This window comes from Blastococcus sp. TF02-8, from assembly GCF_003319175.1.
Taxonomy (GTDB): domain Bacteria; phylum Actinomycetota; class Actinomycetes; order Mycobacteriales; family Geodermatophilaceae; genus Blastococcus.
Genome location: NZ_QOHK01000003.1, coordinates 221,087 through 246,557 on the forward strand (window position 1 = coordinate 221,087; position 25,471 = coordinate 246,557).

The 25,471-nt window shown below is 72.5% G+C and carries 27 protein-coding genes; 19 read left to right on the top strand and 8 right to left on the bottom strand.

Translation table 11 applies throughout. The annotated features are described in order from the left end of the window. Position 1 precedes the first annotated feature (1 nt). The 13 genes from DQ237_RS08110 (at position 2) to DQ237_RS08170 (ending at position 10,097) form a co-directional block, all read left to right on the top strand. Complete coding sequence (locus tag DQ237_RS08110) at positions 2–1,225, top strand: glycosyltransferase family 4 protein (protein WP_113798937.1); 1,224 nt, start codon at positions 2–4, stop codon at positions 1,223–1,225. 67 nt (positions 1,226–1,292) lie between these two features. Continuing rightward, positions 1,293–1,727 (top strand): hypothetical protein, encoded by a 435-nt coding sequence (locus DQ237_RS08115; RefSeq protein ID WP_147251763.1) that lies wholly within the window; start codon positions 1,293–1,295, stop codon positions 1,725–1,727. Next, positions 1,724–1,975, top strand: coding sequence for a hypothetical protein (locus DQ237_RS08120; RefSeq protein ID WP_113798940.1), 252 nt, complete (start codon positions 1,724–1,726; stop codon positions 1,973–1,975). Before DQ237_RS08115 ends, DQ237_RS08120 begins: the two co-directional genes overlap by 4 nt. Positions 1,976–2,063: 88 nt before the next feature. Further along, complete coding sequence (gene atpB, locus DQ237_RS08125; RefSeq protein ID WP_205730116.1) at positions 2,064–2,846, top strand: F0F1 ATP synthase subunit A; 783 nt, start codon at positions 2,064–2,066, stop codon at positions 2,844–2,846. Positions 2,847–2,931: 85 nt separating this feature from the next. Beyond that, complete coding sequence (locus DQ237_RS08130) at positions 2,932–3,138, top strand: ATP synthase F0 subunit C (protein WP_113798942.1); 207 nt, start codon at positions 2,932–2,934, stop codon at positions 3,136–3,138. A 25-nt stretch (positions 3,139–3,163) separates the two neighbouring features. Beyond that, entirely contained in the window at positions 3,164–3,775 is a 612-nt protein-coding gene (locus tag DQ237_RS08135; protein WP_113798944.1) for a F0F1 ATP synthase subunit B, read from the top strand. Continuing rightward, positions 3,775–4,593, top strand: a complete 819-nt coding sequence (locus DQ237_RS08140; RefSeq protein ID WP_113798946.1) for a F0F1 ATP synthase subunit delta — start codon at positions 3,775–3,777, stop codon at positions 4,591–4,593. Before DQ237_RS08135 ends, DQ237_RS08140 begins: the two co-directional genes overlap by 1 nt. 49 nt (positions 4,594–4,642) lie before the next feature. Next, the gene (atpA, locus tag DQ237_RS08145; RefSeq protein ID WP_113798948.1) at positions 4,643–6,280 is read left to right on the top strand and encodes a F0F1 ATP synthase subunit alpha; all 1,638 of its coding nucleotides are present in this window, start codon (positions 4,643–4,645) and stop codon (positions 6,278–6,280) included. Between the two features lie 3 nt (positions 6,281–6,283). Continuing rightward, positions 6,284–7,255, top strand: coding sequence for a F0F1 ATP synthase subunit gamma (locus tag DQ237_RS08150; protein ID WP_113798950.1), 972 nt, complete (start codon positions 6,284–6,286; stop codon positions 7,253–7,255). Between the two features lie 54 nt (positions 7,256–7,309). Beyond that, the gene (gene atpD, locus DQ237_RS08155; protein ID WP_113798952.1) at positions 7,310–8,755 is read left to right on the top strand and encodes a F0F1 ATP synthase subunit beta; all 1,446 of its coding nucleotides are present in this window, start codon (positions 7,310–7,312) and stop codon (positions 8,753–8,755) included. A gap of 209 nt (positions 8,756–8,964) precedes the next feature. Then, on the top strand, positions 8,965–9,135 hold the full coding sequence (locus DQ237_RS19695; RefSeq protein ID WP_166509545.1) for a hypothetical protein: 171 nt from the start codon (positions 8,965–8,967) through the stop codon (positions 9,133–9,135). 142 nt (positions 9,136–9,277) lie between these two features. Further along, the gene (locus tag DQ237_RS08165; protein ID WP_113798956.1) at positions 9,278–9,667 is read left to right on the top strand and encodes a F0F1 ATP synthase subunit epsilon; all 390 of its coding nucleotides are present in this window, start codon (positions 9,278–9,280) and stop codon (positions 9,665–9,667) included. A 28-nt stretch (positions 9,668–9,695) separates the two neighbouring features. Then, entirely contained in the window at positions 9,696–10,097 is a 402-nt protein-coding gene (locus DQ237_RS08170) for a DUF2550 domain-containing protein (RefSeq protein WP_113798958.1), read from the top strand. Between the two features lie 7 nt (positions 10,098–10,104). Here DQ237_RS08170 and DQ237_RS08175 read toward each other — a convergent pair whose 3' ends face one another. Then, positions 10,105–10,734, bottom strand: coding sequence for a cob(I)yrinic acid a,c-diamide adenosyltransferase (locus tag DQ237_RS08175; protein ID WP_113799410.1), 630 nt, complete (start codon positions 10,732–10,734; stop codon positions 10,105–10,107). An 89-nt stretch (positions 10,735–10,823) separates the two neighbouring features. On the opposite strand from DQ237_RS08175, the gene murA reads away from it, so the two are divergent. After that, positions 10,824–12,104 (top strand): UDP-N-acetylglucosamine 1-carboxyvinyltransferase, encoded by a 1,281-nt coding sequence (gene murA / locus DQ237_RS08180; RefSeq protein WP_113798960.1) that lies wholly within the window; start codon positions 10,824–10,826, stop codon positions 12,102–12,104. 1 nt (position 12,105) lies between these two features. Here the strand turns inward: murA and DQ237_RS08185 are convergent, their stop codons facing one another. Continuing rightward, entirely contained in the window at positions 12,106–12,408 is a 303-nt protein-coding gene (locus tag DQ237_RS08185; protein WP_113798962.1) for a hypothetical protein, read from the bottom strand. A 97-nt stretch (positions 12,409–12,505) separates the two neighbouring features. Here DQ237_RS08185 and DQ237_RS08190 point away from each other — a divergent pair, with 97 nt between their 5' ends. Further along, positions 12,506–14,524 (top strand): protein meaA, encoded by a 2,019-nt coding sequence (locus DQ237_RS08190; protein WP_113798964.1) that lies wholly within the window; start codon positions 12,506–12,508, stop codon positions 14,522–14,524. Positions 14,525–14,572: 48 nt separating this feature from the next. Here DQ237_RS08190 and DQ237_RS08195 read toward each other — a convergent pair whose 3' ends face one another. Continuing rightward, positions 14,573–15,613: an SGNH/GDSL hydrolase family protein gene (locus tag DQ237_RS08195; protein ID WP_113798966.1), complete on the bottom strand. Its 1,041-nt coding sequence runs from the start codon at positions 15,611–15,613 to the stop codon at positions 14,573–14,575. A 271-nt stretch (positions 15,614–15,884) separates the two neighbouring features. On the opposite strand from DQ237_RS08195, the gene DQ237_RS08200 reads away from it, so the two are divergent. Then, positions 15,885–17,243 (top strand): dicarboxylate/amino acid:cation symporter, encoded by a 1,359-nt coding sequence (locus DQ237_RS08200; RefSeq protein ID WP_113798968.1) that lies wholly within the window; start codon positions 15,885–15,887, stop codon positions 17,241–17,243. 53 nt (positions 17,244–17,296) lie between these two features. On the opposite strand, the gene DQ237_RS08205 is transcribed toward DQ237_RS08200, so the two are convergent. Together DQ237_RS08205 and DQ237_RS08215 are read right to left on the bottom strand one after the other, a co-directional pair. After that, the gene (locus DQ237_RS08205; RefSeq protein WP_147251764.1) at positions 17,297–18,154 is read right to left on the bottom strand and encodes a hypothetical protein; all 858 of its coding nucleotides are present in this window, start codon (positions 18,152–18,154) and stop codon (positions 17,297–17,299) included. A gap of 8 nt (positions 18,155–18,162) precedes the next feature. After that, a complete protein-coding gene (locus DQ237_RS08215) occupies positions 18,163–19,344 on the bottom strand; it encodes an EAL domain-containing protein (protein ID WP_166509546.1) in 1,182 nt (393 codons plus the stop codon). 109 nt (positions 19,345–19,453) lie between these two features. Here DQ237_RS08215 and nucS point away from each other — a divergent pair, with 109 nt between their 5' ends. Beyond that, positions 19,454–20,125 carry an endonuclease NucS gene (gene nucS / locus DQ237_RS08220; protein WP_113798976.1) on the top strand — a complete coding sequence of 224 codons (672 nt, stop codon included), beginning with the start codon at positions 19,454–19,456 and terminating at the stop codon, positions 20,123–20,125. 7 nt (positions 20,126–20,132) lie between these two features. Here nucS and DQ237_RS08225 read toward each other — a convergent pair whose 3' ends face one another. Beyond that, a complete protein-coding gene (locus DQ237_RS08225) occupies positions 20,133–20,573 on the bottom strand; it encodes a hypothetical protein (protein ID WP_113798978.1) in 441 nt (146 codons plus the stop codon). Between the two features lie 182 nt (positions 20,574–20,755). Between DQ237_RS08225 and DQ237_RS08230 the strand changes: the two genes are divergently transcribed. Both DQ237_RS08230 and DQ237_RS08235 read left to right on the top strand, forming a co-directional pair. Then, on the top strand, positions 20,756–22,537 hold the full coding sequence (locus DQ237_RS08230; protein ID WP_113798980.1) for a 3-hydroxyacyl-CoA dehydrogenase family protein: 1,782 nt from the start codon (positions 20,756–20,758) through the stop codon (positions 22,535–22,537). A 116-nt stretch (positions 22,538–22,653) separates the two neighbouring features. Continuing rightward, a complete protein-coding gene (locus DQ237_RS08235) occupies positions 22,654–22,860 on the top strand; it encodes a hypothetical protein (protein WP_113798982.1) in 207 nt (68 codons plus the stop codon). Between the two features lie 8 nt (positions 22,861–22,868). On the opposite strand, the gene DQ237_RS08240 is transcribed toward DQ237_RS08235, so the two are convergent. Continuing rightward, positions 22,869–24,101, bottom strand: a complete 1,233-nt coding sequence (locus DQ237_RS08240) for a class F sortase (protein ID WP_113798984.1) — start codon at positions 24,099–24,101, stop codon at positions 22,869–22,871. A 77-nt stretch (positions 24,102–24,178) separates the two neighbouring features. Next, complete coding sequence (locus tag DQ237_RS08245; protein WP_240619492.1) at positions 24,179–25,393, bottom strand: hypothetical protein; 1,215 nt, start codon at positions 25,391–25,393, stop codon at positions 24,179–24,181. Between the last annotated feature and the right edge of the window lie 78 nt (positions 25,394–25,471).

Sequence of the window (25,471 nt, forward strand, 5' to 3'; positions counted from 1 at the left end):
CGTGCGCGAGTACGTCGTCGTCCTGCTCACCGCGGCGCTGGTCACCTTCCTGGCCACGCCGGTGGTGCGGATGGTGGCGATCCGGCTGCGGATGATGGCCGCGCCCCGCGAGCGCGACGTGCACGTCATCCCCACGCCCCGGGGTGGCGGCGTCGCCATGTACCTGGGGGTCGTGGCGGCCGTCCTGGTGGCCTCGCGGCTGCCCAACCTCCAGCGGACCTTCGACGACTCCCAGGCCTACGCGGTCCTGGTCGCCGGTGGCCTGATCTGCCTGCTGGGTGTGCTGGACGACAAGTGGGGCCTGGACGCCCTCACGAAACTCACCGGGCAGATCGCCGCGGCCGGGGTGATGGTGCTGCTCGGCATCCAGCTGGCCTACGTCTTCCTGCCGGTCGCCGACATCGGCACGATCTCCCTCGGCCCCGACGTCGGTGTCCCGGCGACCATCCTGCTCACCGTTCTCGCGGTCAACGCGCTCAACTTCATCGACGGTCTCGACGGGCTGGCCGCGGGTGTCTCGGCCATCGCGGCGCTGGCCTTCTTCGCCTACAGCTACAGCCTGGCCCTCGACGGCTACGTCGAGTCGGCGAGCGCTCCCGCGCTGGTCACAGCCGTGCTGGCCGGCGCCTGCCTCGGTTTCCTGCCGCACAACTTCAGCCCGGCGCGGATCTTCATGGGCGACTCCGGCTCGATGCTGGTCGGCCTCATGCTGTCCGCGGCGGCGGTGAGCGCGACCGGGGGAGTGGACGCGCAGTCGTTCGGCTCCGCGGCCAGCCTGCTGCCGCTGACCCTGCCGCTGCTCGTGCCGATCGCGGTGCTCTTCATCCCCTTCACCGACCTCGTGCTCGCCGTCTTCCGCCGCACGCTGCGCGGGCGGTCGCCGTTCGCCCCGGACAAGATGCACCTGCACCACCGGCTGCTCTCCATCGGGCACTCCCACCGACGCGCGGTGCTCGTCATGTACTTCTGGGCGGCGCTGCTCTCCTTCGGGGCGGTGGGGCTGTCGATCACCGGCGGCCGGGCCGAGCTCCTCGTGGTGATCGCCGTCCTGCTCGTCGTGGGCGTGGTCGTGGTGCTGAGCCCCCGCGCCCGGCGCGCGGCCCGGGAGGCCCGGGCCGCCGAGCTCGAGGCGCAGCGGCAGAAGAGCCGCGCCGACCACCCGACGTCACGGCTCCGGCGGCCCGACGCGGAACCGTCCGCGACGGTGGGCGACGGCGCCCGCTGACCCCCGGCGGAGGGGGTGGGAGGACGCTGCCCTGCCAGTGGGTGGCGTCACCCGGATACGGTGAGGCGTGACTTCTGAGCCCCGCCCCGACCCCTACGGCGCCATGCTGCGCGGCGGTGCCGTCCCCGCCGTCGCCGTCGGCGTGATCGCGATCGTGGTCTTCACGCTGGTCGAGGGCTCGCTCGGCTTCGCGGGGAGCGCGCTGGCCACCGCCCTCGTCGTGCTGAGCGCCGCCTCCACGATGCTGATCCTGAGCCGGATGTCCGGCCTGGACCCGCGCGTGGTCTTCATGGGCGCGATGGTCAGCTACTTCTTCAAGGTCATGCTGCTCGGGGTCTTCCTCGTCCTCTTCCGCAACGCCGACTGGCTCTCGCCGGTCGCCTTCGCCATCACCGCGATCGTGGTCTCCCTCGCCAGCACGACCGGCGAGATCCTCGGCTTCCGCAAGGTCCGCACCTACATCTACGACGAGCCGGCCGCGCCGTCCGGGGCGCAGCGTTGACCGAACCCCGCGAGGGCGGGGCGGAGCGCGACCTCTCGGTCCACACCCAGCTGGTCGCGGGTGCCCACCTGCGTCAGGGCTGGGACGCCCTGGGCACGATGCTGTCGGCGATGCTGGTCTTCGGGCTGCCCGCGTGGTGGCTCAGCGAGGCCGTCGACCAGGTCTGGGTGCTGCCCGTGGCGCTGGTGCTGGGGATGGCCGCCGCGATCTTCGCGGTATGGGTCCGTTACAGTGACCGCGGCCTGTGAAGACCGTACGCCGCGCTGAGCGCGTGCTCCCGTTCCCCGGGCCGCAGACCTGCACCCAACCGCAGAAGTTCCTGACGGAGGCTGAGTAGTGACGACCGTGGTCTCGGCCGCCGAGGAGTTCGTCCCGCCGAGCGCGCCCGATTTCTGGCAGCCGCTGGTCGGTGACGGCGCCTTCGCCATCACCCGGACCATGGTCGTGATGGTGCTGGTCACCATCGGCCTCGCGGTCGTCATGATGGCGGCGACGCGCCGCCTGTCCGTCGTCCCGGGGCGCGGGCAGTTCCGCCTCGAGGGCGTCTACGGCCTGGTCCGCAACTCGATCGGTCGCGACATCATCGGCTCGGCGCACTTCCGGCCGTACCTGCCGCTGCTGTTCACGCTCTTCACGCTGATCCTCGTCAACAACCTGATGGGCATCATCCCGCCCGTCCAGTTCCCGACGATGAGCCGGATCGGTTTCCCGCTCGCCCTCGCACTCGGGGTCTACGTCGTCTACCTGGTCGCCGGCGTCCGCCGGCGCGGCCTGGGTGGCTTCCTCAAGAACCTGGTGCCCAGCGGGCTGCCCTGGTGGGTCGTGCCGGTCGTGTTCGTGCTCGAGCTGGTGACCTTCCTGATCACCCGCCCGGTGACGCTCACGCTGCGGCTCTTCGGCAACATGTTCGCCGGGCACATCCTGCTGCTGCTCTTCGCCCTCGGTGGCGAGTACTTCCTGCTGCACGGTGAGGGGCTCCTGCGGGTCATCTCGCTGCCGGCGTTCTTCATGTTCTTCCTGTTCACCGCGTTCGAGATCCTGATCGCGTTCCTGCAGGCCTACGTCTTCATCCTGCTGGCCTCGATCTACATCGCCGAGGTCTACGCGGACGACCACTGACGTCCGTGGGGTCCCGGCCCCAGAACTGCACCACCGCGTGCGCCACCCGGCGGCACGGACCTGACTGAGAGGAACGGAAACACCCATGGAAGGCAACCTCGCGATCATCGGCTACGGCCTCTCGGCCATCGGCCCGGGCGTGGGCATCGGCCTGATCTTCGCCGCCTACGTGAGCGGTGTGGCGCGTCAGCCCGAGACCCGCAACGTGCTGCAGACCATCGCCATCCTGGGCTTCGTGCTCTGCGAGCAGCTGGCCATCTTCGGCATCGCCCTGGCCTTCGTCTTCTCGTGACCGAGGGTCGGAAGGAGAACATCTGATGGGCACGATCGACACCGCCGCCGGCGTCCTCGCCGCCGAGAGCGGCGAGGGCGGCTTCTGGGAGACGGCCTACCCGGTCATCCCGCACCCGGGTGAGCTGATCGTCGGCATCATCTCCTTCGCCGTCCTCTACTTCCTCTACAAGCGCTTCGTGGTCCCGCGCTTGGAGGCCATGCTGGCCGAGCGCCAGCAGACCATCGAGGGTGGCATCGAGCGGGCCGAGGCCATGCAGGCCGAGGCCAAGGCTGCTCTCGAGCAGTACCGGTCGCAGCTGGCCGAGGCCCGCAACGAGGCCGCCCAGATCCGCGACGCCGCGCGCGCGGAGGGGCAGCAGATCATCGAGGAGCTCCGCGCCCAGGCGCAGGAGGAGTCGGCTCGCATCGTCGCCCGTGGCGAGGAGCAGATCGCCGCTGCCCGCCAGCAGGTGGTCAACGAGCTCCGCGGCCAGATCGGCGCGCTCGCCGTCGACCTCGCCGGCCGCGTGGTCGGCGAGTCGCTCGCCGACGACGCTCGTCGTCAGGGCACGGTCGACCGGTTCCTCGACCAGCTCGACGGCATGAGCGCGGCGGACGGTCGCGGTGGCGTTCCCGTGCCGGAGGGCAACCGCTGATGGAGGCATCCAGCCGGGAGGCGCTCGTGCAGGCGCGCGAGCGCCTGTCCGAGCGCACCCAGGGAGCGGCCGGTCCGGCGCTGCTGGGCCTGGCCGACGAGCTGTTCGCCGTCGGTCGCCTGCTGGAGGCGCAGCCGACGCTGCGCCGGGCGCTGTCCGACCCGTCGGGCAAGCCCGACGAGCGCGCGGCGCTCGCGCAGCGGCTGTTCGGCTCGCGGCTGCAGGCCGAGGCCCTCGACGTCGTCGAGGTGACCGTGCGCCAGCGGTGGTCGCGTCCCCTCGACCTCGCCGAGGCGCTGTCGACCCTGGCGACCGAGGCCGCCCTGGACGCGGCCGACGCCACCGGCGAGCTCGACGACGTCGAGGACGAGCTCTTCCGGTTCGGCCGGATCGTCGCCGGCGACCAGGAGCTGTCGCGGATCCTCAGTGACCGCACCGCGCCGGCGGAGGGCAAGTCCGCTCTGCTGGACCGGCTCCTCTCGGGGCGGGTCAACCGGGTGACCGAGCAGCTCCTCCGGAACGTCCTGACCGGCTCGCACGTCGGTACTGCCGGGGTCGCCATCGAGCGGCTGTCCGACGTCGCCAGCCGGCGTCGCGGGCAGTCGATCGCGCGCGTCACCACGGCGGCGGCGCTGACGCCCGCCCAGGAGCAGCGGCTGACCGAGGTGCTCGGCCGCCTCTACGGGCGGACCATCGGGTTGCACGTGACCGTGGACCCCACGGTGATCGGCGGCCTGCTCGTCCAGGTGGGCGACGAGGTCATCGACGGCACGATCGCCCACCGCCTGGAAGCTGCCCGACGGCAGCTGGCCGGCTGACCGCCCACACACCACAGACACGACCCCGCAGGGAAGAGGACTTCGAGCCATGGCCGAGTTGACGATCTCCGCAGACGAGATCCGCAGCGCCATCCAGAACTACGTCACCGAGTACTCGCCCGACGTCTCCCGGGAAGAGGTCGGGATCGTCACCGAGGCCGGCGACGGCATCGCGCGTGTCGAGGGCCTGCCCTCGGTCATGACCAACGAGCTGCTCGAGTTCGAGAGCGGTGTGCGTGGCCTGGCGCTGAACCTCGACGTCCGCGAGGTCGGCGTGGTCATCCTCGGTGACTTCTCCGGGATCGAGGAGGGCCAGCAGGTCCGCCGCACCGGCGAGGTGCTCTCGGTGCCGGTCGGCGACGGCTACCTCGGCCGGGTCGTCGACCCGCTGGGCAACGCGATCGACGGTGGTGGCGCGATCGAGACCACGGGCCGCCGAGCACTGGAGCTGCAGGCCCCGACCGTGGTCCAGCGCCAGTCGGTGCACGAGCCGCTGCAGACCGGCATCAAGGCGATCGACGCCATGACGCCGATCGGCCGCGGCCAGCGCCAGCTGATCATCGGCGACCGCCAGACCGGCAAGACCGCGATCGCGATCGACGCGATCATCAACCAGAAGCAGGCGTGGGCCACCGGTGACCCGGCCCAGCAGGTGCGCTGCATCTACGTCGCCGTCGGCCAGAAGGGCTCGACGATCGCCTCGATCCGCTCGGCCCTCGAGGAGGCCGGCGCGATGGAGTACACGACCATCGTGGCCGCCCCGGCCTCCGAGGCCGCCGGCTTCAAGTACATCGCCCCCTACACCGGCTCGGCCATCGGCCAGCACTGGATGTACGAGGGCAAGCACGTCCTCATCGTGTTCGACGACCTCACCAAGCAGGCCGAGGCCTACCGCGCGGTCTCGCTCCTGCTGCGCCGCCCGCCGGGCCGCGAGGCCTACCCCGGCGACGTCTTCTACTTGCACTCCCGCCTGCTGGAGCGCTGCGCCAAGCTCTCCGACGAGCTGGGCGCCGGGTCGATGACGGGTCTCCCGCTCATCGAGACCAAGGGCAACGACGTGTCGGCCTACATCCCGACCAACGTCATCTCCATCACCGACGGCCAGATCTTCCTCGAGACGGGTCTGTTCAACTCCGGTGTCCGCCCGGCCATCAACGTCGGCATCTCGGTGTCGCGCGTCGGTGGGTCCGCACAGATCAAGGCCATGCGCTCGGTCGCCGGGCGGCTGCGCCTGGACCTGGCCCAGTACCGCGAGCTCGAGGCGTTCTCCTCGTTCTCCTCCGACCTCGACGCCTCCAGCCGGGCCACCCTGGACCGCGGCCAGCGTCTGGTCGAGCTGCTCAAGCAGGGCCAGTACTCGCCGTACTCGGTCGAGCGCGAGGTCGTCTCGCTGTGGCTGGGCACCACCGGCAAGCTCGACCGGGTCCCCGTGCCCGACGTGCGCCGGTTCGAGTCGGAGTTCCTCGACTTCATCGGCCGCGGCGACAACGGCATCTTCGACACCATCCGTGAGTCGAAGAAGCTCGAGGACGACACCGTGGGCAGCCTGGAGCGGGCCGTGGAGACCTTCTACGGCCAGTTCACCACCTCCGAGGGCGAGACGCTGGCGGGCAACGAGCCCGAGGCGCAGGCCATGGACGCCTCGGAGCGTGGCCAGGAGCGCGTCCAGGTCAAGCGGGGCAGCTGACCCATGGCCGGCTCTCTCCGCGCGCTGCGGCGCCGCATCCGCTCCACCCAGTCGACGAAGAAGATCTTCTCGGCCCAGGAGCTGATCGCCGGTGCCCGCATCGTGCGCGCCCAGGCCCGGGTGGAGGCGTCCAAGCCCTACGCCCGGGAGATCACGCGGGTGCTGTCGGCGCTGGCCTCCTCGGCCAGCCTCGACCACCCGCTGCTCACCGAGCGCGAGAACCCGCGCCGGGCGGCGGTCCTGGTCATCACCTCCGACCGCGGGTTCGCCGGCTCGTACAACGTGAACGTGCTCCGGCGGACCGAGGAGCTGCTCTCCCTGCTCCGGCAGGAGGGCAAGGAGCCGGTGCTGTACGTGGTCGGCCGCAAGGGGGAGACCTACTACTCCTTCCGCGACCGCGAGATGGCCGACACCTTCACCGGCTTCTCCGAGCAGCCGAACTACCCCGACGCCCAGGAGGTCGGTCGCGTCCTCATCGAGGCGTTCACCTCCGGTGCGGACGACGCCGACGGCGGCCCCGGTGCCGACGGTGTCCTCGGCGTCGACGAGCTGCACATCGTCTACACCGAGTTCCGGTCGCTGCTCGCGCAGGTCCCGGTCGCCAAGCGGATGGCTCCGCTGGAGGTCGAGGAGGTCGAGGAGTTCGACTACGAGCGCGAGGACCGCGAGCACGGCGTCGCCAAGGACGACGGTCCGCAGGCTGCCTACGAGTTCGAGCCCTCGGCCGAGGGGCTGCTGGACGCCCTGCTGCCGAAGTACATCACCACGCGCATCTACGCGGCGATGCTGGAGTCGGCCGCGTCCGAGTCCGCGTCGCGTCGCCGGGCGATGAAATCGGCGTCCGACAACGCCGAGGAGCTGGCGAAGAACCTGTCCCGGCAGGCCAACCAGGCCCGCCAGGCGGAGATCACGCAGGAGATCAGCGAGATCGTCGGCGGCGCCGACGCGCTGGTGTCGTCCAACTCCGGCGACTGACCCCCAGACCACACCTCAGACATCCCGACGCCCCAGGGCAGGAGAGCAGTACAGATGACCGTCACCGAGGACCGTCCGACCACCTCGCAGACGCAGGCCACCGGCCGCGTCGTGCGGGTCACCGGGCCGGTCGTCGACGTCGAGTTCCCGCGCGACGCGATGCCGGACCTGTTCAACGCGCTGAAGGTCGACGTCACGCTCGCCGACCTCAGCAAGACGCTGACCCTCGAGGTCGCGCAGCACCTGGGCGAGAACGTCGTCCGCACCATCTCGATGCAGCCGACCGACGGCCTCGTCCGCGGCGCCGAGGTCTCCGACACCGGCGCGCCCATCAGCGTCCCGGTCGGCGACGTCACCAAGGGCCACGTGTTCAACGCCCTCGGGGACTGCCTCGACACCCCCGGGTACGCCGAGGACGCCCCGCACTGGTCGATCCACCGGCAGGCGCCGCGGTTCGACCAGCTCGAGGGCCGCACCGAGATGCTGGAGACCGGCATCAAGGTCATCGACCTGCTGACCCCCTACGTGGCCGGCGGGAAGATCGGCCTCTTCGGCGGTGCCGGCGTCGGCAAGACGGTCCTCATCCAGGAGATGATCCGTCGCGTCGCCCAGGAGTTCGGTGGTGTGTCGGTGTTCGCCGGTGTCGGCGAGCGCACCCGTGAGGGCAACGACCTCATCACGGAGATGACCGAGTCCGGCGTCATCGAGTCCACCGCGCTGGTCTTCGGCCAGATGGACGAGCCCCCGGGCACCCGTCTGCGCGTGGCCCTCTCGGCCCTGACGATGGCGGAGTACTTCCGCGACGAGCAGAACCAGGACGTGCTGCTCTTCATCGACAACATCTTCCGGTTCACCCAGGCCGGTTCCGAGGTGTCGACGCTGCTGGGCCGCATGCCCTCGGCCGTGGGTTACCAGCCGACGCTGGCCGACGAGATGGGTCTGCTGCAGGAGCGCATCACCTCGACCCGGGGTCGCTCGATCACCTCGCTGCAGGCGATCTACGTGCCCGCCGACGACATCACCGACCCGGCGCCGCACACCACCTTCGCCCACCTCGACGCGACGACGGTTCTCTCCCGTCCGATCTCGGAGAAGGGCATCTACCCGGCCGTCGACCCGCTGGACTCCACCAGCCGGATCCTCGACCCGCAGTACGTCGGGCAGGAGCACTACTCCATCGCCCGCGAGGTGCAGCGGATCCTGCAGCGCTACCAGGAGCTCCAGGACATCATCGCCATCCTCGGCATCGACGAGCTCTCCGAGGAGGACAAGGTCACGGTCAACCGTGCCCGGCGCATCGAGCGCTTCCTCTCGCAGAACATGTTCGTCGCCGAGGCCTTCACCGGTCAGCCCGGTTCGTTCGTGCCCCTGTCGGAGACCCTCGAGGCCTTCAAGTCGCTCACCGAGGGCACGTACGACCACGTGCCGGAGCAGGCGTTCTTCATGTGCGGTGGTCTCGAGGACCTCGAGCGCAACGCGGACAAGCTCAAGAAGTCCTGACCTGCCAGCTCGTCACGCCGCCGGCCGGATCCCCGCGAGGGGGTCCGGCCGTCGTCGTTCCGGGTGAGGTGCGGCTCCTCCTCGTCCCCTGATCGGGTGATTCGCGCCTGGCCGCTCTGCGGAGAGCGGTCCCGCGTGCCGACCATCTGCGCGAGCGCGCCCGAGCACCGGGCGCCGGACCGAGGGGCGACGTGGAGCGGGACAGCAGGGTGCTGCGATTCCCCGACGGGGACAGCCGCGACTGGACCTGGCCTCCGTACGCCCCCGTCACCGTCGAGGAGCCCGGCTTCGACACCGAGGGATGGGCGCCCTCGACCGTCGTCCGTCACCCCTGGGTCCGCGTCGGCCGCTGGACCCTGTTGTACCGCCGCGCCTCCTAGCACCGTCGTTCCGCCCACGACCCGGCACCGGCTCGTGCGGCGACACGCCGCTAGACTGCCCACATCCGCCGTCGGCTCCCGGGCCGTCGGACCGAACGCACCGCACCCTCCGCTGACGGAGCGGTGGAACCCGAGGAGTGTCGTGGCGACCCTGCAGGTCGAGTTGGTGGCCGTCGAGCGCAAGATCTGGTCCGGCGAGGCCACGACCGTGATCGCCCGTACCACCGAGGGCGAGCTGGGCATCCTGGCCGGCCACGCTCCCGTGCTGGCCCAGCTGGCCGACGGCGGCGTCGTCACCATCCGCACCGTCGAGGGCGAGGACCTGATCGTCGCCGCCCACGGCGGGTTCCTGTCGATCACCGGCGAGGGCGTCTCGATCCTCGCCGAGAACGCGGAGATCTCGAACGAGATCGACGTCGAGCGGGCCCGTGAGGCGCTCCGTCGCGCCGAGGGCGAGCGCGACGACCCCGAGGCCCAGGCTGCGGTGCGCCGCGCCCAGTCCCGGCTCCGGGCGGCCGGCGAGAACGTCTGACCTTTGGCGAGTTCCCCGGGCAGCGCGGATGACCACGGCCCTGCTGGTCCTGATCGGCGTCCTGCTGCTGCTCGTCGTCGTGGTCTTCCTGCTGCGCCGCCGCTTCCTCCTCTCCGGCCTCGGCGCGGTCACCATGTGGTTCCGCCCCGAGGGGTCACCACGCTGGTCGGTCGGCGTCGCCTGGTACGGCGGGGACGCGCTGCTCTGGTACCGGGCGCTGTCCCTCTCGGTGCGCCCCCAGCAGCGGCTGTGCCGTGCGGAGTTCCGCGTGCAGTCGCAGCGGTCGGCCGGCCGCGACGACCTGGCGCTGCCGGGCGACGTCGTCGTCCTGGAGTGCAGCACGGCGGCCGGGCGCCGCGAGCTGGCGATGGAGCCCTCCACCCTGACCGGCTTCCTGTCGTGGGTGGAGTCGGCGCCCCCGCCGGCGTGACCCGCGGTCAGCCGGCGGGCTGCTCCGGCGTCATCTCCGCCGCCGCCTTCCGCTGCACGTGGGCGCCGCTGTGCGCTCCCGGCTCCCACAGGATGTCGCCGCCGGGGTTGGCGATGCGGGACAGGATGAAGACCAGGTCCGACAGCCGGTTGAGGTAGCGCGCCGTCTCGGCGTTGGTCCGCTCCGGCTCGGCCTCCAGCAGCGCCCACACGCTCCGCTCGGCGCGCCGCACGACCACGCGCGCCTGGTGCAGCAGCGCGGCCGCGGGAGTGCCGCCGGGGAGGATGAAGCTGGAGAGCTTCGGCAGCGTCTCGTTGTAGGTGTCGCAGGCCGCCTCGAGCCGCTCGGTGTACTCGGAGGTGATCCGCAGCGGCGGGTAGGCCGGGTTCTCGACGATCGGCGTGCACAGGTCGGCGCCGATGTCGAACAGGTCGTTCTGGATGCTGCGCAGCAGCTCGACGATGCCCGGCTCCACCGAGCCGAGTGCCAGGGCCACGCCGATGACGCTGTTGGCCTCGTCGACGTCGGCGTAGGCCACCAGGCGCGGATCGGTCTTCGCGACCCGGCTCATGTCGCCGAGGTGCGTCTGACCGGCGTCACCGGTCTTCGTGTAGATGCGCGTCAGCCGGACCGTCATGGCTGGAGCGTAGAGGAAGGGCACCGCCGCCCCCGCCGCTCGCAGGCTCGCGGCGGGACCCTGCGCCGGGGCCACCGTAGGGTGGTCCGGTGGACTGCTTCGAGGTGACCGGTGGCACGAGGCTCGAGGGCCGGGTCCGGGTGACCGGGGCCAAGAACAGCGCCCTCAAGCTCATGGCCGCGGCGCTGCTGGCGACCGGCCGGTCGACCATCGACGAGGTGCCCGACATCCTCGACGTGACGATCATGAGCGAGGTCCTGCGCCGGCTGGGGTGCGAGGTCTCCTACGACCGGGTCCCCGGCAGCGGTGGCGGCGGACGGCTCAGCATCGACGTGCCGGAGAAGCCGTCGACGGAGACCGACTACGACCTGGTCCGCAAGATGCGTGCGTCGATCAACGTGCTCGGGCCGCTGGTCGCCCGGTGCGGGTCGGCCCGCGTGGCGCTCCCCGGCGGCGATGCCATCGGCTCGCGGGGCCTGGACATGCACATCTCCGGCCTGGAGCGGCTCGGCGCCACCATCGTCAGCGAGCACGGCTTCCTCATCGCCACCGCCCCGCGGCTCACCGGCGCCTCCATCTGGCTGGACTTCCCGTCGGTCGGCGCCACGGAGAACCTCGTGATGGCCGCCGTGCTGGCGCAGGGGACGACGGTGGTGGACAACGCGGCCCGCGAACCGGAGATCGTCGACCTCTGCCGGATGCTGACCGCCATGGGCGCGCGCATCGACGGCGCGGGCACCTCGACGATCACCGTGGAGGGCGTCGACACGCTCTCCCCGGTCGAGTACACGACCGTGCCCGACCGGATCGTCGCCGGCACCTGGGCGATCGGCGCGGTCATGACACGGGGCGACGTCGTGATCGAGCGCGCGGTCGGCGACCACCTCAGCGTGGCACTGGACAAGCTCACCGACGCCGGCGCACGCATCGAGGTGCTGCCCGTCGGCGTGCGCGTGGCGATGGACGACCGGCCGCGCTGCGTCGACGTCGTCACCCTGCCCTTCCCCGGGTTCCCCACCGACCTGCAGCCGATGGCGGTGGCGCTGGCCGCCGTGTCGACCGGGACCGCGCTCATCACCGAGAACGTGTTCGAGGGCCGGTTCATGTTCGTCAACGAACTGGTGCGGCTGGGCGCCGACATCCGCATCGACGGCCACCACGCCGTCGTCCGCGGCCGGGAGCGGTTCTCCAGCGCCCCGGTGCTCGCCAGCGACATCCGTGCCGGAGCGGGACTCGTGCTGGCCGGCCTGTGCTCCGACGGAGTCACCGAGGTGCAGGACGCCTACCACGTCGACCGCGGCTACCCGGACTTCGTGGAACAGCTGCGCGGCCTGGGCGCCACCATCGAGCGCACCCAGCGCCCCGACTGACTCAGGTCCCGGGGAACGAGGCGGCCAGCGCTCTGGCCCGGTCGGCGTCCTCGGCGAACACCAGCACGTCGGCGCGGTCCGCGGCGGGGAAGCGGACGGTCGACCGGATGCCCGCGTCCGACAGCAACGCGCGCAGCTGGAGCGCCGACTCGCGCCGGCCGAGGGTCGCCACCCGCGTGAGCAGCCCGTCGTCGGCGGGGTCCGGGGCGGACGGGGCCCGTGTGCTGAAGGCCCACCGGGTGAACAGCACCAGCAGTCCCAGGACGACGACCGCCACGAGCGGCCCCACGGCGTCGACCGGCATCGCACCTCCCTCGTCGCCCCCCCGAACGAGTGTGCCACCGCACACCTGTCGCGGGCGGGGCTGCTACCGACGGGTAACCGCCCTACACTTCCGCGACATGCCGTTCCCTTCATCGCCGAAGGAGCGCGACCGCCCCTGGGTCATGCGCACCTACGCCGGCCACTCCTCGCCGGCCGAGTCCAACGCCCTGTACCGGCGCAACCTGGCGAAGGGGCAGACCGGTCTCTCGGTCGCCTTCGACCTGCCGACGCAGACCGGGTACGACCCCGACGACGAGCTCGCCCGCGGTGAGGTCGGGAAGGTCGGCGTGCCGGTCACGCACATCGGTGACATGCGCGCCCTCTTCGACGGCATCCCGCTCGACGAGATGAACACGTCGATGACCATCAACGCCACGGCCATGTGGCTGCTCGCGCTCTACCAGGCGGTCGCCGAGGAGCACGGGCACGACGTCGCCAAGCTCGCCGGGACGACGCAGAACGACATCATCAAGGAGTACCTGTCGCGGGGGACCTACGTCTTCCCGCCGGCTCCGTCGATGCGGCTGATCACCGACATGGTCGCCTACACGGTGACGGCCATGCCGAAGTGGAACCCGACCAACATCTGCAGCTACCACCTGCAGGAGGCCGGGGCGACGCCGGAGCAGGAGATCGCCTACGCGCTCTCCACCGCCATCGCCGTGCTCGACTCGGTGCGCGACTCCGGCCAGGTGCCGCAGGAGAAGTTCGGCGAGGTCGTCGCGCGCATCTCCTTCTTCGTCAACGCGGGCGTCCGCTTCGTCGAGGAGATGTGCAAGATGCGGGCCTTCACCCAGCTCTGGGACGAGCTGACGAAGGAGCGCTACGGCGTCGAGGACCCCAAGCACCGCCGCTTCCGCTACGGCGTGCAGGTCAACTCCCTGGGTCTGACCGAGGCGCAGCCGGAGAACAACGTGCAGCGCATCGTGCTCGAGATGCTCGCGGTCACCCTGTCCAAGGACGCCCGCGCCCGCGCCGTGCAGCTGCCGGCCTGGAACGAGGCCCTGGGCCTCCCGCGGCCGTGGGACCAGCAGTGGTCGCTGCGGCTGCAGCAGGTGCTGGCCTACGAGACCGACCTGCTCGAGTACGACGACCTGTTCACCGGCTCCGTCGTCGTCGAGAAGAAGGTCGCCGACATCATCGAGGGCGCGCGCGCCGAGATGGCCCGCGTGGAGGAGATGGGTGGCGCGGTCGCCGCGGTCGAGTCCGGCTACATGAAGGGCCAGCTCGTCGCCTCCCTGGCCGAGCGCCGCCGGCGGATGGAGAGCGGTGAGGACGTCGTCGTCGGCGTCAACAAGTTCGACAGCACCGAGCCCAACCCGCTGACCGCGGACCTGGACACCGCGATCATGGTCGTGGACCCGGCCGTGGAGTCCGCCGCGCAGGAGGCCGTGCAGAAGTGGCGTGCCGAGCGGGACCCGGAGCCGGTGGAGCGGGCACTCGAGCGGCTGCGCCAGGTCGCCGGCACCAGCGAGAACCTCATGGCGGCCACCCTCGACTGCGCCCGGGCGGGCGTGACCACCGGGGAGTGGGCCGGGGTGCTGCGCGAGGTGTTCGGCGAGTACCGCGCCCCCACCGGCGTCGCTGCGGCCACCGGCGGTGGCGAGGCCGACGAGACCCTGGTGGAGGTGCGCGAGCGCGTCCGGGCGACCGGAGAGGAGATCGGCGGCCGGCTGCGGTTCCTGGTCGGCAAGCCGGGACTCGACGGTCACTCCAACGGTGCGGAGCAGATCGCCGTCCGCGCGCGTGACGCCGGCTTCGAGGTGATCTACCAGGGCATCCGCCTGACGCCCTCGCAGATCGTCTCCGCCGCGGTGGAGGAGGACGTGCACGTCGTCGGGCTCTCGGTGCTCTCGGGCTCGCACCTGCAGGTCGTGCCGGCGGTGCTCCAGGGCCTGAAGGACGCCGGCCTGGACGACGTCCCCGTGGTGGTCGGCGGCATCATCCCCGACAGCGACGCCCGGCGGCTGCGCGAGCAGGGCGTCGCCCGGGTCTTCACGCCGAAGGACTTCGGGCTCAACGACATCATGGGTCAGGTCGTCGACGTGATCCGCGAGGCCCACGGCCTGGCGGGCAAGGTGCCGGCGGGGGTCTGACGTGGTCGGCGTCCGGGCCGGGGGAGTCCCCGGCCCGGACGCCACCGGTCACCCGGCGTGCGCCTGCTCGGCCGCGTAACGCGCGTCGGCCGCGTCGATGCTCGCCCGGTCGGACAGGTCCACACCGGCGCGCGCCGCCGCGGCCTTCGTGGCCGGGCTCGTCAGGTCCGGTGCCCGGAACTCCGCGGGACGGACCGCCCGGTCGCGGGCGGCGTGCCCACGCTGCTGCGCGGTCAGCTCGGTCGCGCTCGCCTCGGCGGTCGCCAGCACGCTCGCGGTCGCCGTCACCGTCGTCCCGGTGAGCCGGCCACCGACCAGCGGGGTGTAACCGGAGGACTGCCCCGACCGGTTGGGGTGGTAGGACTCGCTGACCGGGCTGGACAGTCCGTTGACCCATTCGACGTCGTCGCACACGGCGTGCCCGGTGAAGGCCGTCGTCGGGTTCACGAACCGGAAGCCGGCCGCCGACGCCGCGGTGGCGATGCGCGCGTTGAGCAGGTCCGCCATCGCGTTGAGCCGGGTCTCCTCGTCGGGCGAGAACCAGGTGAGGGCGTTGCAGTCCTCGCCGTTGAAGATCCGCGGATAGCCGGCGACGACGACGGTCGCCTGGGGCGCCTTGCTCCGGATGGCGGCGTACAGGGTGCTGAGCCGGCCCGGCAGCGGGCCGGTGATGATGCTCTGGGCGCCGGCGATGGCGCCGTTGCAGTCGCTGGCCCAGGCGGGCTGGGCGCAGGTGGTCATCACGTCGGCGAAGCCGGCGTCGTTCCCGCCGACGCTGATGGTGACGTAGGCGGTGCTGCTGGACAGGGCGCTCAGCTGCAGCGACGTCACGTCGGCCACCTTGGCCCCGGAGCAGGCCCGGAAGTTCAGGTCGTACCCCTTGCTGGCCGCGACCAGCGAGGGATAGGCGTACACCGACCGTTGGCACGAGGAGCCGTCGGCGAGGTAGGTGCGCGTCCCGGTGCCGGACGAGTAGGAGTCGCCGAGGGCGACGTAGCCGGGACCGGCGGCCTGGGCGGGGACGGCGGTCCCGAGCGCGCACAGGGTGACCGTGCCGAGTCCGGCAGCGAGGTGACGCCACGAGGGCATGGGCTCTCCTGACTGAGAGTGTCGTAGGTGTGACTGGCGCCACATCCTGGCAGGAGATCCGGCCGAAAGATCACGATCGGGCCACGGCTCGCCGTGAGAGCCCCCACGTCGGGAAGAAGCGCCGCTCGGGTCGGCTTGGTCCTCGCGTGCGCAACATCTGGGGCCTGACGCGGCGACGGACCGTCGACCACTGCCGCGTCACCGCGGGGCGTTGTCGGGCCTGACCGGCCTCCGACCCTCCCGCCCCCTCCCAGAAACGGACATCTCTCCCGTGCTCGCTCGTCTCCGCCGTGTGCCCTTCGCGGCGCAGGTGCTGCTCGCCCTCGTCGTCGGCGTCGCCCTCGGCCTCGTCGCCCGCGAGATCGGCCCCGTCGCCGACGGCTCGCCGAACTGGCTCACCAGCACCCTCCAGACCATCGGCAGCAGCTTCGTCGCGCTGCTCAAGACGCTGGTGCCGCCGCTGATCGTCACCGCCGTCATCGTCTCCATCGCCAACCTCAAGCAGGTGTCCAACGCCGCCCGGCTGGCCGGCCAGACACTGCTGTGGTTCGCCATCACCGCGCTGATCGCCGTCTCCATCGGCATCGGCCTCGGCCTGCTCACCGAGCCCGGCCGGAACAGCTCGGTCGACGCCGCGCTGCAGGCGCCGCCGCCGGCCACCGGTGGCTGGTGGGACTTCCTCAAGGGCCTGGTGCCCGGCAACATCCTGGGCCTGCAGGCCTCCGCGGGGCCCGACGGGTCCGTCGGCCTGTCGTTCAACGTGCTGCAGCTGATCGTTCTCTCGATCGCGATCGGCGTCGCCGTCCTCAAGGTCGGCCAGGCAGCTGAGCCGTTCCTCGGCTTCGTGCGCGCCGCTCTGGCGGTCGTGCAGAAGGTGCTCTGGTGGGTCATCCTGCTGGCCCCGCTGGGCACCGTCGGCCTGATCGGCAACGCCGTCGCCAGCTACGGCTGGGACTCCCTGGGCTCGCTCGGAGTGTTCGCCGGCGCCGTCTACGCCGGGCTCGCGCTGGTGCTGTTCGTCGTCTACCCGGTGCTGCTCAAGGCCCACGGCCTCTCGCCGCTGCGCTGGTTCGCCGGTGCCTGGCCCGCCATCCAGCTGGCCTTCGTCTCCCGCTCCTCCATCGGTACCCTGCCGGTGACCGAGCGGGTGACCGAGCAGAACCTGGGCGTCCCGCGGTCCTACGCCTCGTTCGCCGTGCCGCTGGGCGCGACGACGAAGATGGACGGTTGCGCCGCGATCTACCCGGCGCTCGCCGCGATCTTCGTGGCCCAGTTCTTCGGCGTGGACCTGTCGATCACCGACTACCTGCTCATCGCGCTCGTGTCGGTCATCGGCTCGGCGGCCACGGCCGGGGTCACCGGTGCTGTCGTCATGCTGACCCTGACGCTCTCCACGCTGGGCCTGCCGCTGGCCGGCGTCGGCCTGCTGCTGGCCATCGACCCGATCCTCGACATGGGCCGCACCGCGGTGAACGTCGCCGGCCAGGCGCTGGTGCCGACCATCGTGGCCAAGCGGGAGGGCATCCTCGACCTCGAGCGGTTCCGGACCGGTCGTCCGGCCGAGCCGCTGGCGACGGCCGGGGAGACCGACGGCGTGGACGCCGACCTGCGGCAGCCCGTCACCGCCTGATCGACCAGGCCGTCGGCCCGGTGCCCCTCTCGGGGTGCCGGGCCGTCGGCGTCTCAGCGGGTGGGCAGGTCCTCGCAGCCGTTCTCGTGGGGAAGCAGCACGCGCAGCACGACGGTCCAGCGCTGGCCGTCGGACGTCGTCCACGGGGTGCGGTCGGTGGCGTCGGCGGCCGCGTCGAGGACCGGGCCGAGGGCGTCGCCGGTGACCAGCACGCAGTCGAGCCCGGGCCCGTCGAGCGCCCCGGGGAGTGGCGGCCCGGGCCAGGGCCGAGCGGGCGGGACCGGATCCCAGGAGGGCTGGACGAAGGGCGTGAAGACGGCGGCGACGGCCTCCGGCTCGTACGGCTCGGGCCCGCGGACCCGGTCCGGTCCGAGAGCCGACGCGGGGTCCTCCAGCTGCGCCAGCAGCCCGGACAGCCGGTCGCGTCCGGCGAGCTGGTCCGGGGTCAGCCCGGAGGCCCCCGGGGCGGGGAGCACCGACCCGTAGCCGAGCCCGTACACGTCGCGCGTGGCGGAGACCGTGTCGGTGCGCAGCTCGAAGCGGGTGGTCGACAGGTCGGTGATCGACGGGTCGCCCAGGTCATCGGTGGCCGTCACCCCGGCGTCGACGGCGAGGTCGACGAGCCGCCGCCCCCCCGACTCGTCGACCTGGTGCACCTGCAGGGGGTGCAGGGCCGGGACCGGAGGGCTCGCCGGGAGCGGCTCGGGGGTGAGCACGCGGCCGTCGGAGTACACGGTGACCGACGGCAGACGCGTGGCGGTGTACACCGCCGGGACGAAACCGCCGACATCGGCGATCTGCAGGACGACGGTGGCCGGCGCAGGGCCGTCCGTCGTGCTGGGTGCGGGGCTCCCATCGGCCTGGGTGCAGCCGCTGAGCGCGACCACGAGGGCGAGGGGCCACGCCCGCACGCCGCCTCTCACACCAGCACCTCCTCCGCGGGGCGGGGCCGGCCGAACAGGTAGCCCTGACCGAAGCGGACCCCGCGGCCGAGCAGCGCGTCCCGCTCCGCCTCGTCCTCGACGCCCTCGGCGACCAGCCGGGCGCCGGTCTCCCCGGCGAAGGCCACCATGGCCGAGGTCATCGCCTGCCGGGCCAGGTCGGTGTGGACACCCATGACCAGGCCGATGTCGAGCTTGATGACGTCGGGGCGCAGCCGGAGGATGTGCCGCAGGCTCGCGTAGCCGGCCCCGGCGTCGTCCACGCTGACCCCGATGCCGCGCTCGCGCAGCCGGGTCGTCGCCACCAGCACGGCGTCGTAGTCGTCGATCCGGCTGTGCTCGGTGATCTCGACCGCCAGCGGGTGGTCCCGGGGCTCCAGCAGCAGGTGGAGGACCGGGTCGGCGAGCAGTGCCTCGGGGGAGAGGTTGACGGCCACGGGCAGCGGGGCGGAGAGCCCGTCGGCGACGTCCAGTGCGGCCCGCAGGGCGAGCAGCTCCAGCTCGACGCCGAGCCCCACCGCGGCGGCCTCGCTGAACAGGCCGGCCACCCCGGGGCCGGTCCACCCGGGGAAGCGGCTCAGCGCCTCGTGCCCGACGACGACGCCGCTGGTCATGTCCACCACGGGCTGGAGATGGGTCACGACCGCGCCGGAGGCGAGGAACTCGCGGACCCGCGCTCGTCGGGCGGCGAGGTCCCGTGCTGCGCCGGGGGGACCGTTGCGCAGGTGGTCGCTGATCAGGTCGGCGAGCAGCTCGACGGTGCGCGCCGAGTCCCCGTCGAGGTGGCTGCCGGCCTCCCGGCTGAGGCAGCAGAGCATGCCCACCGGGCGGTGGTCGGCGTCGCGGACGGGGGCGCCGACGTAGGAGCCGATCCCCAGCTCGGCGGTGATCCCGAGGTCGCGGGTGCGCGGGTCGCGCGCGGCTCCGGTGACGACCGGTGGGAGCTGCCCGCTCAGGACCCGGACGCAGTAGGAGCCCTCCAGCGGAGCGCTCATGCCCTCGCGCACGTTCATCCCGGCGAGGTCGCCGACCGCGGAGGTGATGAGCTGGCGCCCCTCGGTGAACACCGAGACCCAGGCGATGTCCATGCCGAGGCGCGCCCGTGCGGCGTCGAGGAGCCAGTGGACCCACTCCCCGTCCAACCCGTCCTCGTCTTCCACGCATGTCATTGTCGGCCGCTGTGGCGCCGGTCACCACGATTCGGTCCCGCGAGTTTCCGCAGAGCACGGGTCGGCGTGGCGATGCCGGGGACCGGTACCGTCGGCGCCCGTGCGCCTGGTCATCGCCCGCTGCTCCGTCGACTACATCGGTCGGCTCACCGCCCATCTGCCGATGGCACCCCGTCTGCTGCTGGTCAAGGCCGACGGCTCGGTGTCCGTGCACGCCGACGACCGCGCCTACAAGCCGCTGAACTGGATGAGCCCCCCGTGCTCCCTCAAGGAGGAGCTGGCCGACGGGTCGGGCACCTGGACGGTGACCAACAAGGCCGGGGAGCAGCTGATCATCACGATCGACGAGGTGCTGCACGACCACGCGCACGAGCTCGGCGTCGACCCGGGGCTGCAGAAGGACGGCGTGGAGGCCGAGCTCCAGCGGCTGCTCGCCCTGCACGTGGAGACCTTCGGGCAGGGCTGGACGCTGGTGCGGCGCGAGTACCCCACGGCGATCGGCCCGGTGGACCTCCTGTGCCGGGACGCCGACGGGAAGGTCGTCGCCGTGGAGATCAAGCGGCGCGGTGAGATCGACGGAGTAGAGCAGCTGTCGAGATATCTGGAGCTGCTCAACCGCGATCCGCTCCTTGCCCCGGTCAAGGGTGTGTTCGCCGCGCAGGAGATCAAGCCGCAGGCGCGGGTGCTGGCCACCGACCGCGGCATCGACTGCGTGACCGTCGACTACGCCGTCCTCAAGGGCACCGACGACCCCACCGCGCGCCTGTTCTGACCGGCGCTCAGTCGCCGGAGGAGCCCCAGAAGGCGATGTGGGTGGGCCGTCCGCCGTCGTAGATCACCTGGTAGCGGCCGCTCCACCGCTCGCCCCACGGGAGCACGTCCAGCTCGGCGAGCTCGAACGTCTCCCGGGTCGGCGTCGTCGTGCCGAAGGCCAGCTCGGCGTCCTCCGGGTCCAGTTGCTGCACGGCCGCCTCCTGGTCCGGGCCCATCGGGACCACCCGGTCGACGTCGAGGACCGAGTGCGTGCCCACCTCCCAGAAGTCGTCGTCCCGCCGGATCTCGTCCAGCTCGGCCAGCGAGGCCGGACGTGGCGCCGGGTAGTCGTTCTCGTCGTCCCAGAGGTAGTCCCCGGAGGCCAGGACCTGTCGGCGCAGCGCCTGGAGCGACGACTCGGGGTCACCCAGGTACTCGGTGACGTGGTTCCACCCGGATGCGCCCACCGCGACCTCCTCCGCACGGCACCCCGGCGGCGCCTGCCGGGGCAGCCTGGCACGGCGGGCGGACGCGGGGGAGGGGGAGGGCGCGCGTCCGCCCGAACGGGGTTACCCGCGGGTAGCCCCCGCGCGGGCGGAAACCCCGGGTGAGAGACTGCCCGCGATCACCGGTGGATGGGAGTGAGCTCGTGGCCAGGGAACTGAACGAGGTCGGCGTCGTGGGGCTGGGCACCATGGGTGCCGGCATCGCGGAGGTGCTCGCGCGGGCGGGGGTCTCCGTCACCGCCGTCGAGATCACCGAGGACGCGCTGGCGCGTGGCCGCGGCCACGTGGAGCAGTCCACCGACCGGGCGGTCGCCCGCGGCAAGCTCGACGCCGCAGAGCGCGACGCGATCTTCGAGCGGATCCGCTTCAGCTCCTCGCTGGAGGACCTGGCGAACGCCGAGCTGGTCATCGAGGCCGTGCCCGAGCGCATGGAGCTCAAGGCCGAGGTCTTCGCCAAGCTCGACAAGATCTGCCCGCCGGACACGATCCTGGCGACCAACACCTCGAGCCTCTCGGTGACCGAGCTCTCCGTCGTCACCGGCCGGCCGAGCAAGGTCATCGGGATGCACTTCTTCAACCCGGCGCCGGTCATGAAGCTGGTCGAGGTCGTGCAGACCGTCGTCACCGAGCCCTCGGTCGTCGAGGACGTCGAGGCGCTGGCCGAGCGGCTGGGCAAGGTCGACGTGACCATCGGCGACCGCGCCGGCTTCATCGCCAACGCGCTGCTGTTCGGCTACCTCAACCACGCGGTCTCCATGTTCGAGAACCGCTACGCCTCGCGCGAGGACATCGACGCCGCCATGCGGCTGGGCTGCGGCCTCCCGATGGGCCCGCTCGCGCTGATGGACCTCATCGGCATCGACACCGCCTACGAGATCCTCGACACGATGTACAAGCAGTCGCGCAACCGGCTGCACGCCCCGAGCCCGATCATCAAGCAGATGATGACCGCGGGCCTGCTCGGCCGTAAGTCCGGCCGTGGCTTCTACACCTACGCCGAGGCCGGCTCCGCCGAGGTCGTCGACGACGCGCAGACCCCCACCCCGGGCGGCGCCGCCGAGGGCGCCCGCCCGGTGCAGACCGTGGGCGTCGTCGGCTCGGGAACGATGGCGACCGGCATCATCGAGGTCGTCGCCAAGGGCGGGTACGACGTCGTCTTCGTCGCCCGGGCGGCCGAGAAGGTCGAGGCCGTGCACAAGGCGCTGGCCAAGTCGCTGGAGAAGCAGGTGCAGCGCGGCCGGCTCGAGGAGTCCGCCCGCGACGAGATCCTGGGCCGGGTCACCGGCACCACCTCGCTGGACGACCTGGCCGACCGCGACCTGGTCATCGAGGCCGTCGTCGAGTCGCTGCCGGTCAAGGAGGCGCTGTTCGCCAACCTCGGCGAGATCGCCAAGCCCGGCGCGGTGCTGGCCACCACCACCTCGAGCCTCCCGGTCATCGAGTGCGCCAAGGCCAGCGGCCGCCCGGCCGACGTCGTCGGGATGCACTTCTTCAACCCGGCGCAGGTCATGAAGCTGGTCGAGGTCGTCTCCACGATCTCCACCGCGCCCGACGTGGCCGCCACGATCCACGCGGTCTCGGCGAAGCTGAAGAAGCACGCGGTGTCCTGCACCGACCGAGCCGGCTTCATCGTCAACGCGCTGCTCTTCCCGTACCTGAACGACGCGGTGAAGATGCTCGAGGCGCACTACGCGACCGCCGACGACATCGACGCCGCCATGAAGGTCGGCTGTGGTTACCCGATGGGCCCGTTCGAGCTGCTCGACGTCGTGGGCCTCGACGTGTCGCTCGCCATCGAGCGGGAGCTCTACACCGAGTTCCGCGAGCCGGGCTTCGCGCCGGCCCCGCTGCTCGAGCACCTGGTCACCGCCGGCTACCTCGGCCGCAAGACCGGCCGCGGGTTCCGGGACTACGCCAGCCGCTGACGGGGGTGCCCCGTCGCCGTCCCCGTCCGGGGGCAGGGCCCGGCTCACGACCAGGCGGTCGTGAGCCGGGCCGTCGCGTCGAGACGGTCGAGGAGGCCACCGACGGCGACTGGGTCGTGCGGGCCCTCACCGGCTCGGCCAGTGGCAAGACCTACCGCTGCCCGGGCTGCGACCAGGAGATCCGCCCGGGGACGCCGCACGTGGTCACCTGGCCGGCCTACGCCCGGGACTCCGACCTGGACCCCTGGGACGTCGACTCGGCGGCGGACTGGCGACGCCACTGGCACGCCACCTGCTGGCGGGCGCGCGACCGTCGCCGCTGACCGACCGCTCAGACCGCGGTGGCGGAGACGACGACGTTGTCGCGGTAGCTGCCCCGGCCCCGGTCGAACGGTCCGCCGCAGGTGATCAGCCGCAGCTCGGCGGCGCTCGCCGGCCCGTAGACCCGGCCGGTCGGGAACGCGTCCTTGGCGTACCGGTCGACGGCGGTGACGCGGAAGCGGAGCTGCGTGCCGTCGGCCCGCGCCACGTCGATCTCCGCGCCGAGCGGGATCGTGTGCAGCCGGTGGAGTGCGCCGGGCCGCCCCGCCCAGTCGACGTGCCCGGTCAGCACGGCCGGTCCGGTGTCGCCCGGCAGCGGACCGCCGGAGAACCAGCCGACGGCCGACGGGTCCGCCGGCGGCAGCAGGGTTCCTCCGGCGTCGAGCCCGACGACGGTGAGCGGTGCGTCGATGCCGACCGACGGCGCGGTCAGCCGCAGCGGGGCGGAACGCTGCGTGGCCGCGGTCGAGGAGGCGGCGCCGGTGAGCGAGGCGAGGAGGAGGCGGAGCGCCGTTCCGGGGAGCCGGGGGATGCCGCCGGCCGCCACCCCGCCGCGCGGGAGCTCGGCCGGGCCGGCGGCGTCCACCACCGCGCGCAGCGTCGTCCCGCCGCCCGGGGCGTCGAGCACCAGGAGGGTCAGCACCGCGCCCGCCCGGAGGTCCAGCGGCTGCGCGGTCGCCGAGCCGGTCACGGTGGCCCGGTGCCGGCCGCCGGGCACGGTGAGGGCGGCGCCCGCGTCGCCGAGGGCGAGGTCGCTCGCCAGCGTCGGACCTCCGTCCAGGGCGACCTCGACGCCCGGTCGGCCGGACGAGGCGTCCAGGACCCGGACGCGCGCCGAGCCGGACGGGGGAGCGGTGAGGTCGTCGTCGAGGACCTCCAGTCCCAGGTCGGCGAACGCGCCGGCGAGGACGACGGTGCGCGCCTGCCCGGGCTCCAGGTCCACGCGGATCGAGAGCACCGGCGCGGTCGCGGCGCCGGCTCCCCGGACGCTGACCGCGTACGCGCCGGACACCACCTGCCGGTACTCCCCGACAGCGCCGTAGGCCAGGTCCGCAGCGACCGTCGTCCCGGGGTCGGTCAGCACCTGCCCCGCCGCTGCGGCCCGGGCCATGGAGACGTCGACCGCCGGGGTGTCGGGGGAGAGGTGAGCGATCCGCAGCAGGGCCGGGCGAGGCTCGTCGGCACGGACCGGGGCGGTCAGAGCGCCGGACACGGCCATCACGAAGGTCAGGAAGCCGAACACGACAGCCGACAGCCCGCGGGCCGGGCGGACCGGGTGGTCCGAGGGCGCGCGGGCTGTCGTCGGGTGGAGCGGGGGGATCAGGAGCGCCCCTGACCCACCGGCTGGTCGATGGCCTGGGTGGTGTCGGCCTGCGTGGCGGCGGTCGAGCCGGTGGTGGCTCCCTGCCGGGACGGCATGGGCAGCTGACGGGTGCTCGGCTCGCCGGTGCGCGAGGGCGTGGCGGCCGGGAACGTGGCCGTCACCGGGTCGGTCCGGGTGGGCTGGCGGGCGGCGGCGGCCTCGCCCTCCCCACGGACGACGGCGGGCTGCTGGCCCGTCTGCGGGCCCGCGACCGGCGCCGGGGACTGTGCGGGCTGGGCCTCGGCCGCGGGCTTCGCCGCCTCGGGCGCGGAGGCCTGCTGCGGTGCCGGGCTCTGCTGCGGGGCAGGGGCCTGCTGCGCAGCCGGCTCGGTGGCACGGCGGGCGGGTGCGGCCTCCTCGCGCGACGGGGCGGGACGGTCGCTGAGGTCCGGCAGACCGTCGAGCAGGCGGCGGGCCTGGACCAGGCGGGAGGTGAGCTCGTCGCGGACGTCGCGGATGGCCTCGGCGCGGGCCTCGGCCTCGGCGACGAGCTGCGCGGCGTGCTGCTCGGCGGCCGAGATCCGCTGACGAGCAGCCTGCGTGGAGACGCGCTCGCGCTCCTCCTCGACCCGGGCGGCCTCGGCGCGGCGGGCGCGCTGCGCGATGTCGAAGTCCTCCTCGACCTTGGCGCGACGGGCCTGCGACTCGGCGTCGAGCCGGGCCACGCGCTCCTGCGCCTTGGCGACCAGCTCGTCGGCCCGGATCTGGGCCTTCTGGGCGATCTGCTCGGCGGTCTGGCGGGCCTCGGCGAGCATCCGCTCCACCTCCGCCTGGCCAGCGGCGTGCCGCTCCAGGAGAGCGCGCTCCTCGGCGGCGGTCTGCTCGCGGACGGCCATGGCCTCGGCCTCGGCGGCGCGGCGGATCTCCGCCGCCTCCTCCTCGGCGAGCTGCAGCATGTGCTGGATGCGCTCGCTGATGTTCTCGAACGTCGGCGCGGACTGGGTCGCGGCCTTGCGACGCAGCGCCTCGACCTCGCCGTGCAGTGCGGAGAGCTGGCCGGCCATGTCGGAGGTGCGGGCGACAGCGGCGTCCCGGTCGGCGAGCGCGATGCGGAAGTCCGCCTCGAGCCGCTCGATCGTCTCGGCCACCTGGCTGCGGTCGTACCCCCGCAGGACGACGTCGAACGAGTGCTGGGCCTCGTGCATCGGGAGATCACGGCGGGGGTCGGTCATGCAGCCATCCTCGCAGAAGGGGGAGGCCTCGTCACCGTCCCCCGGGTAGTGGAATCACAGCCGTCCCGGACGTCCCTG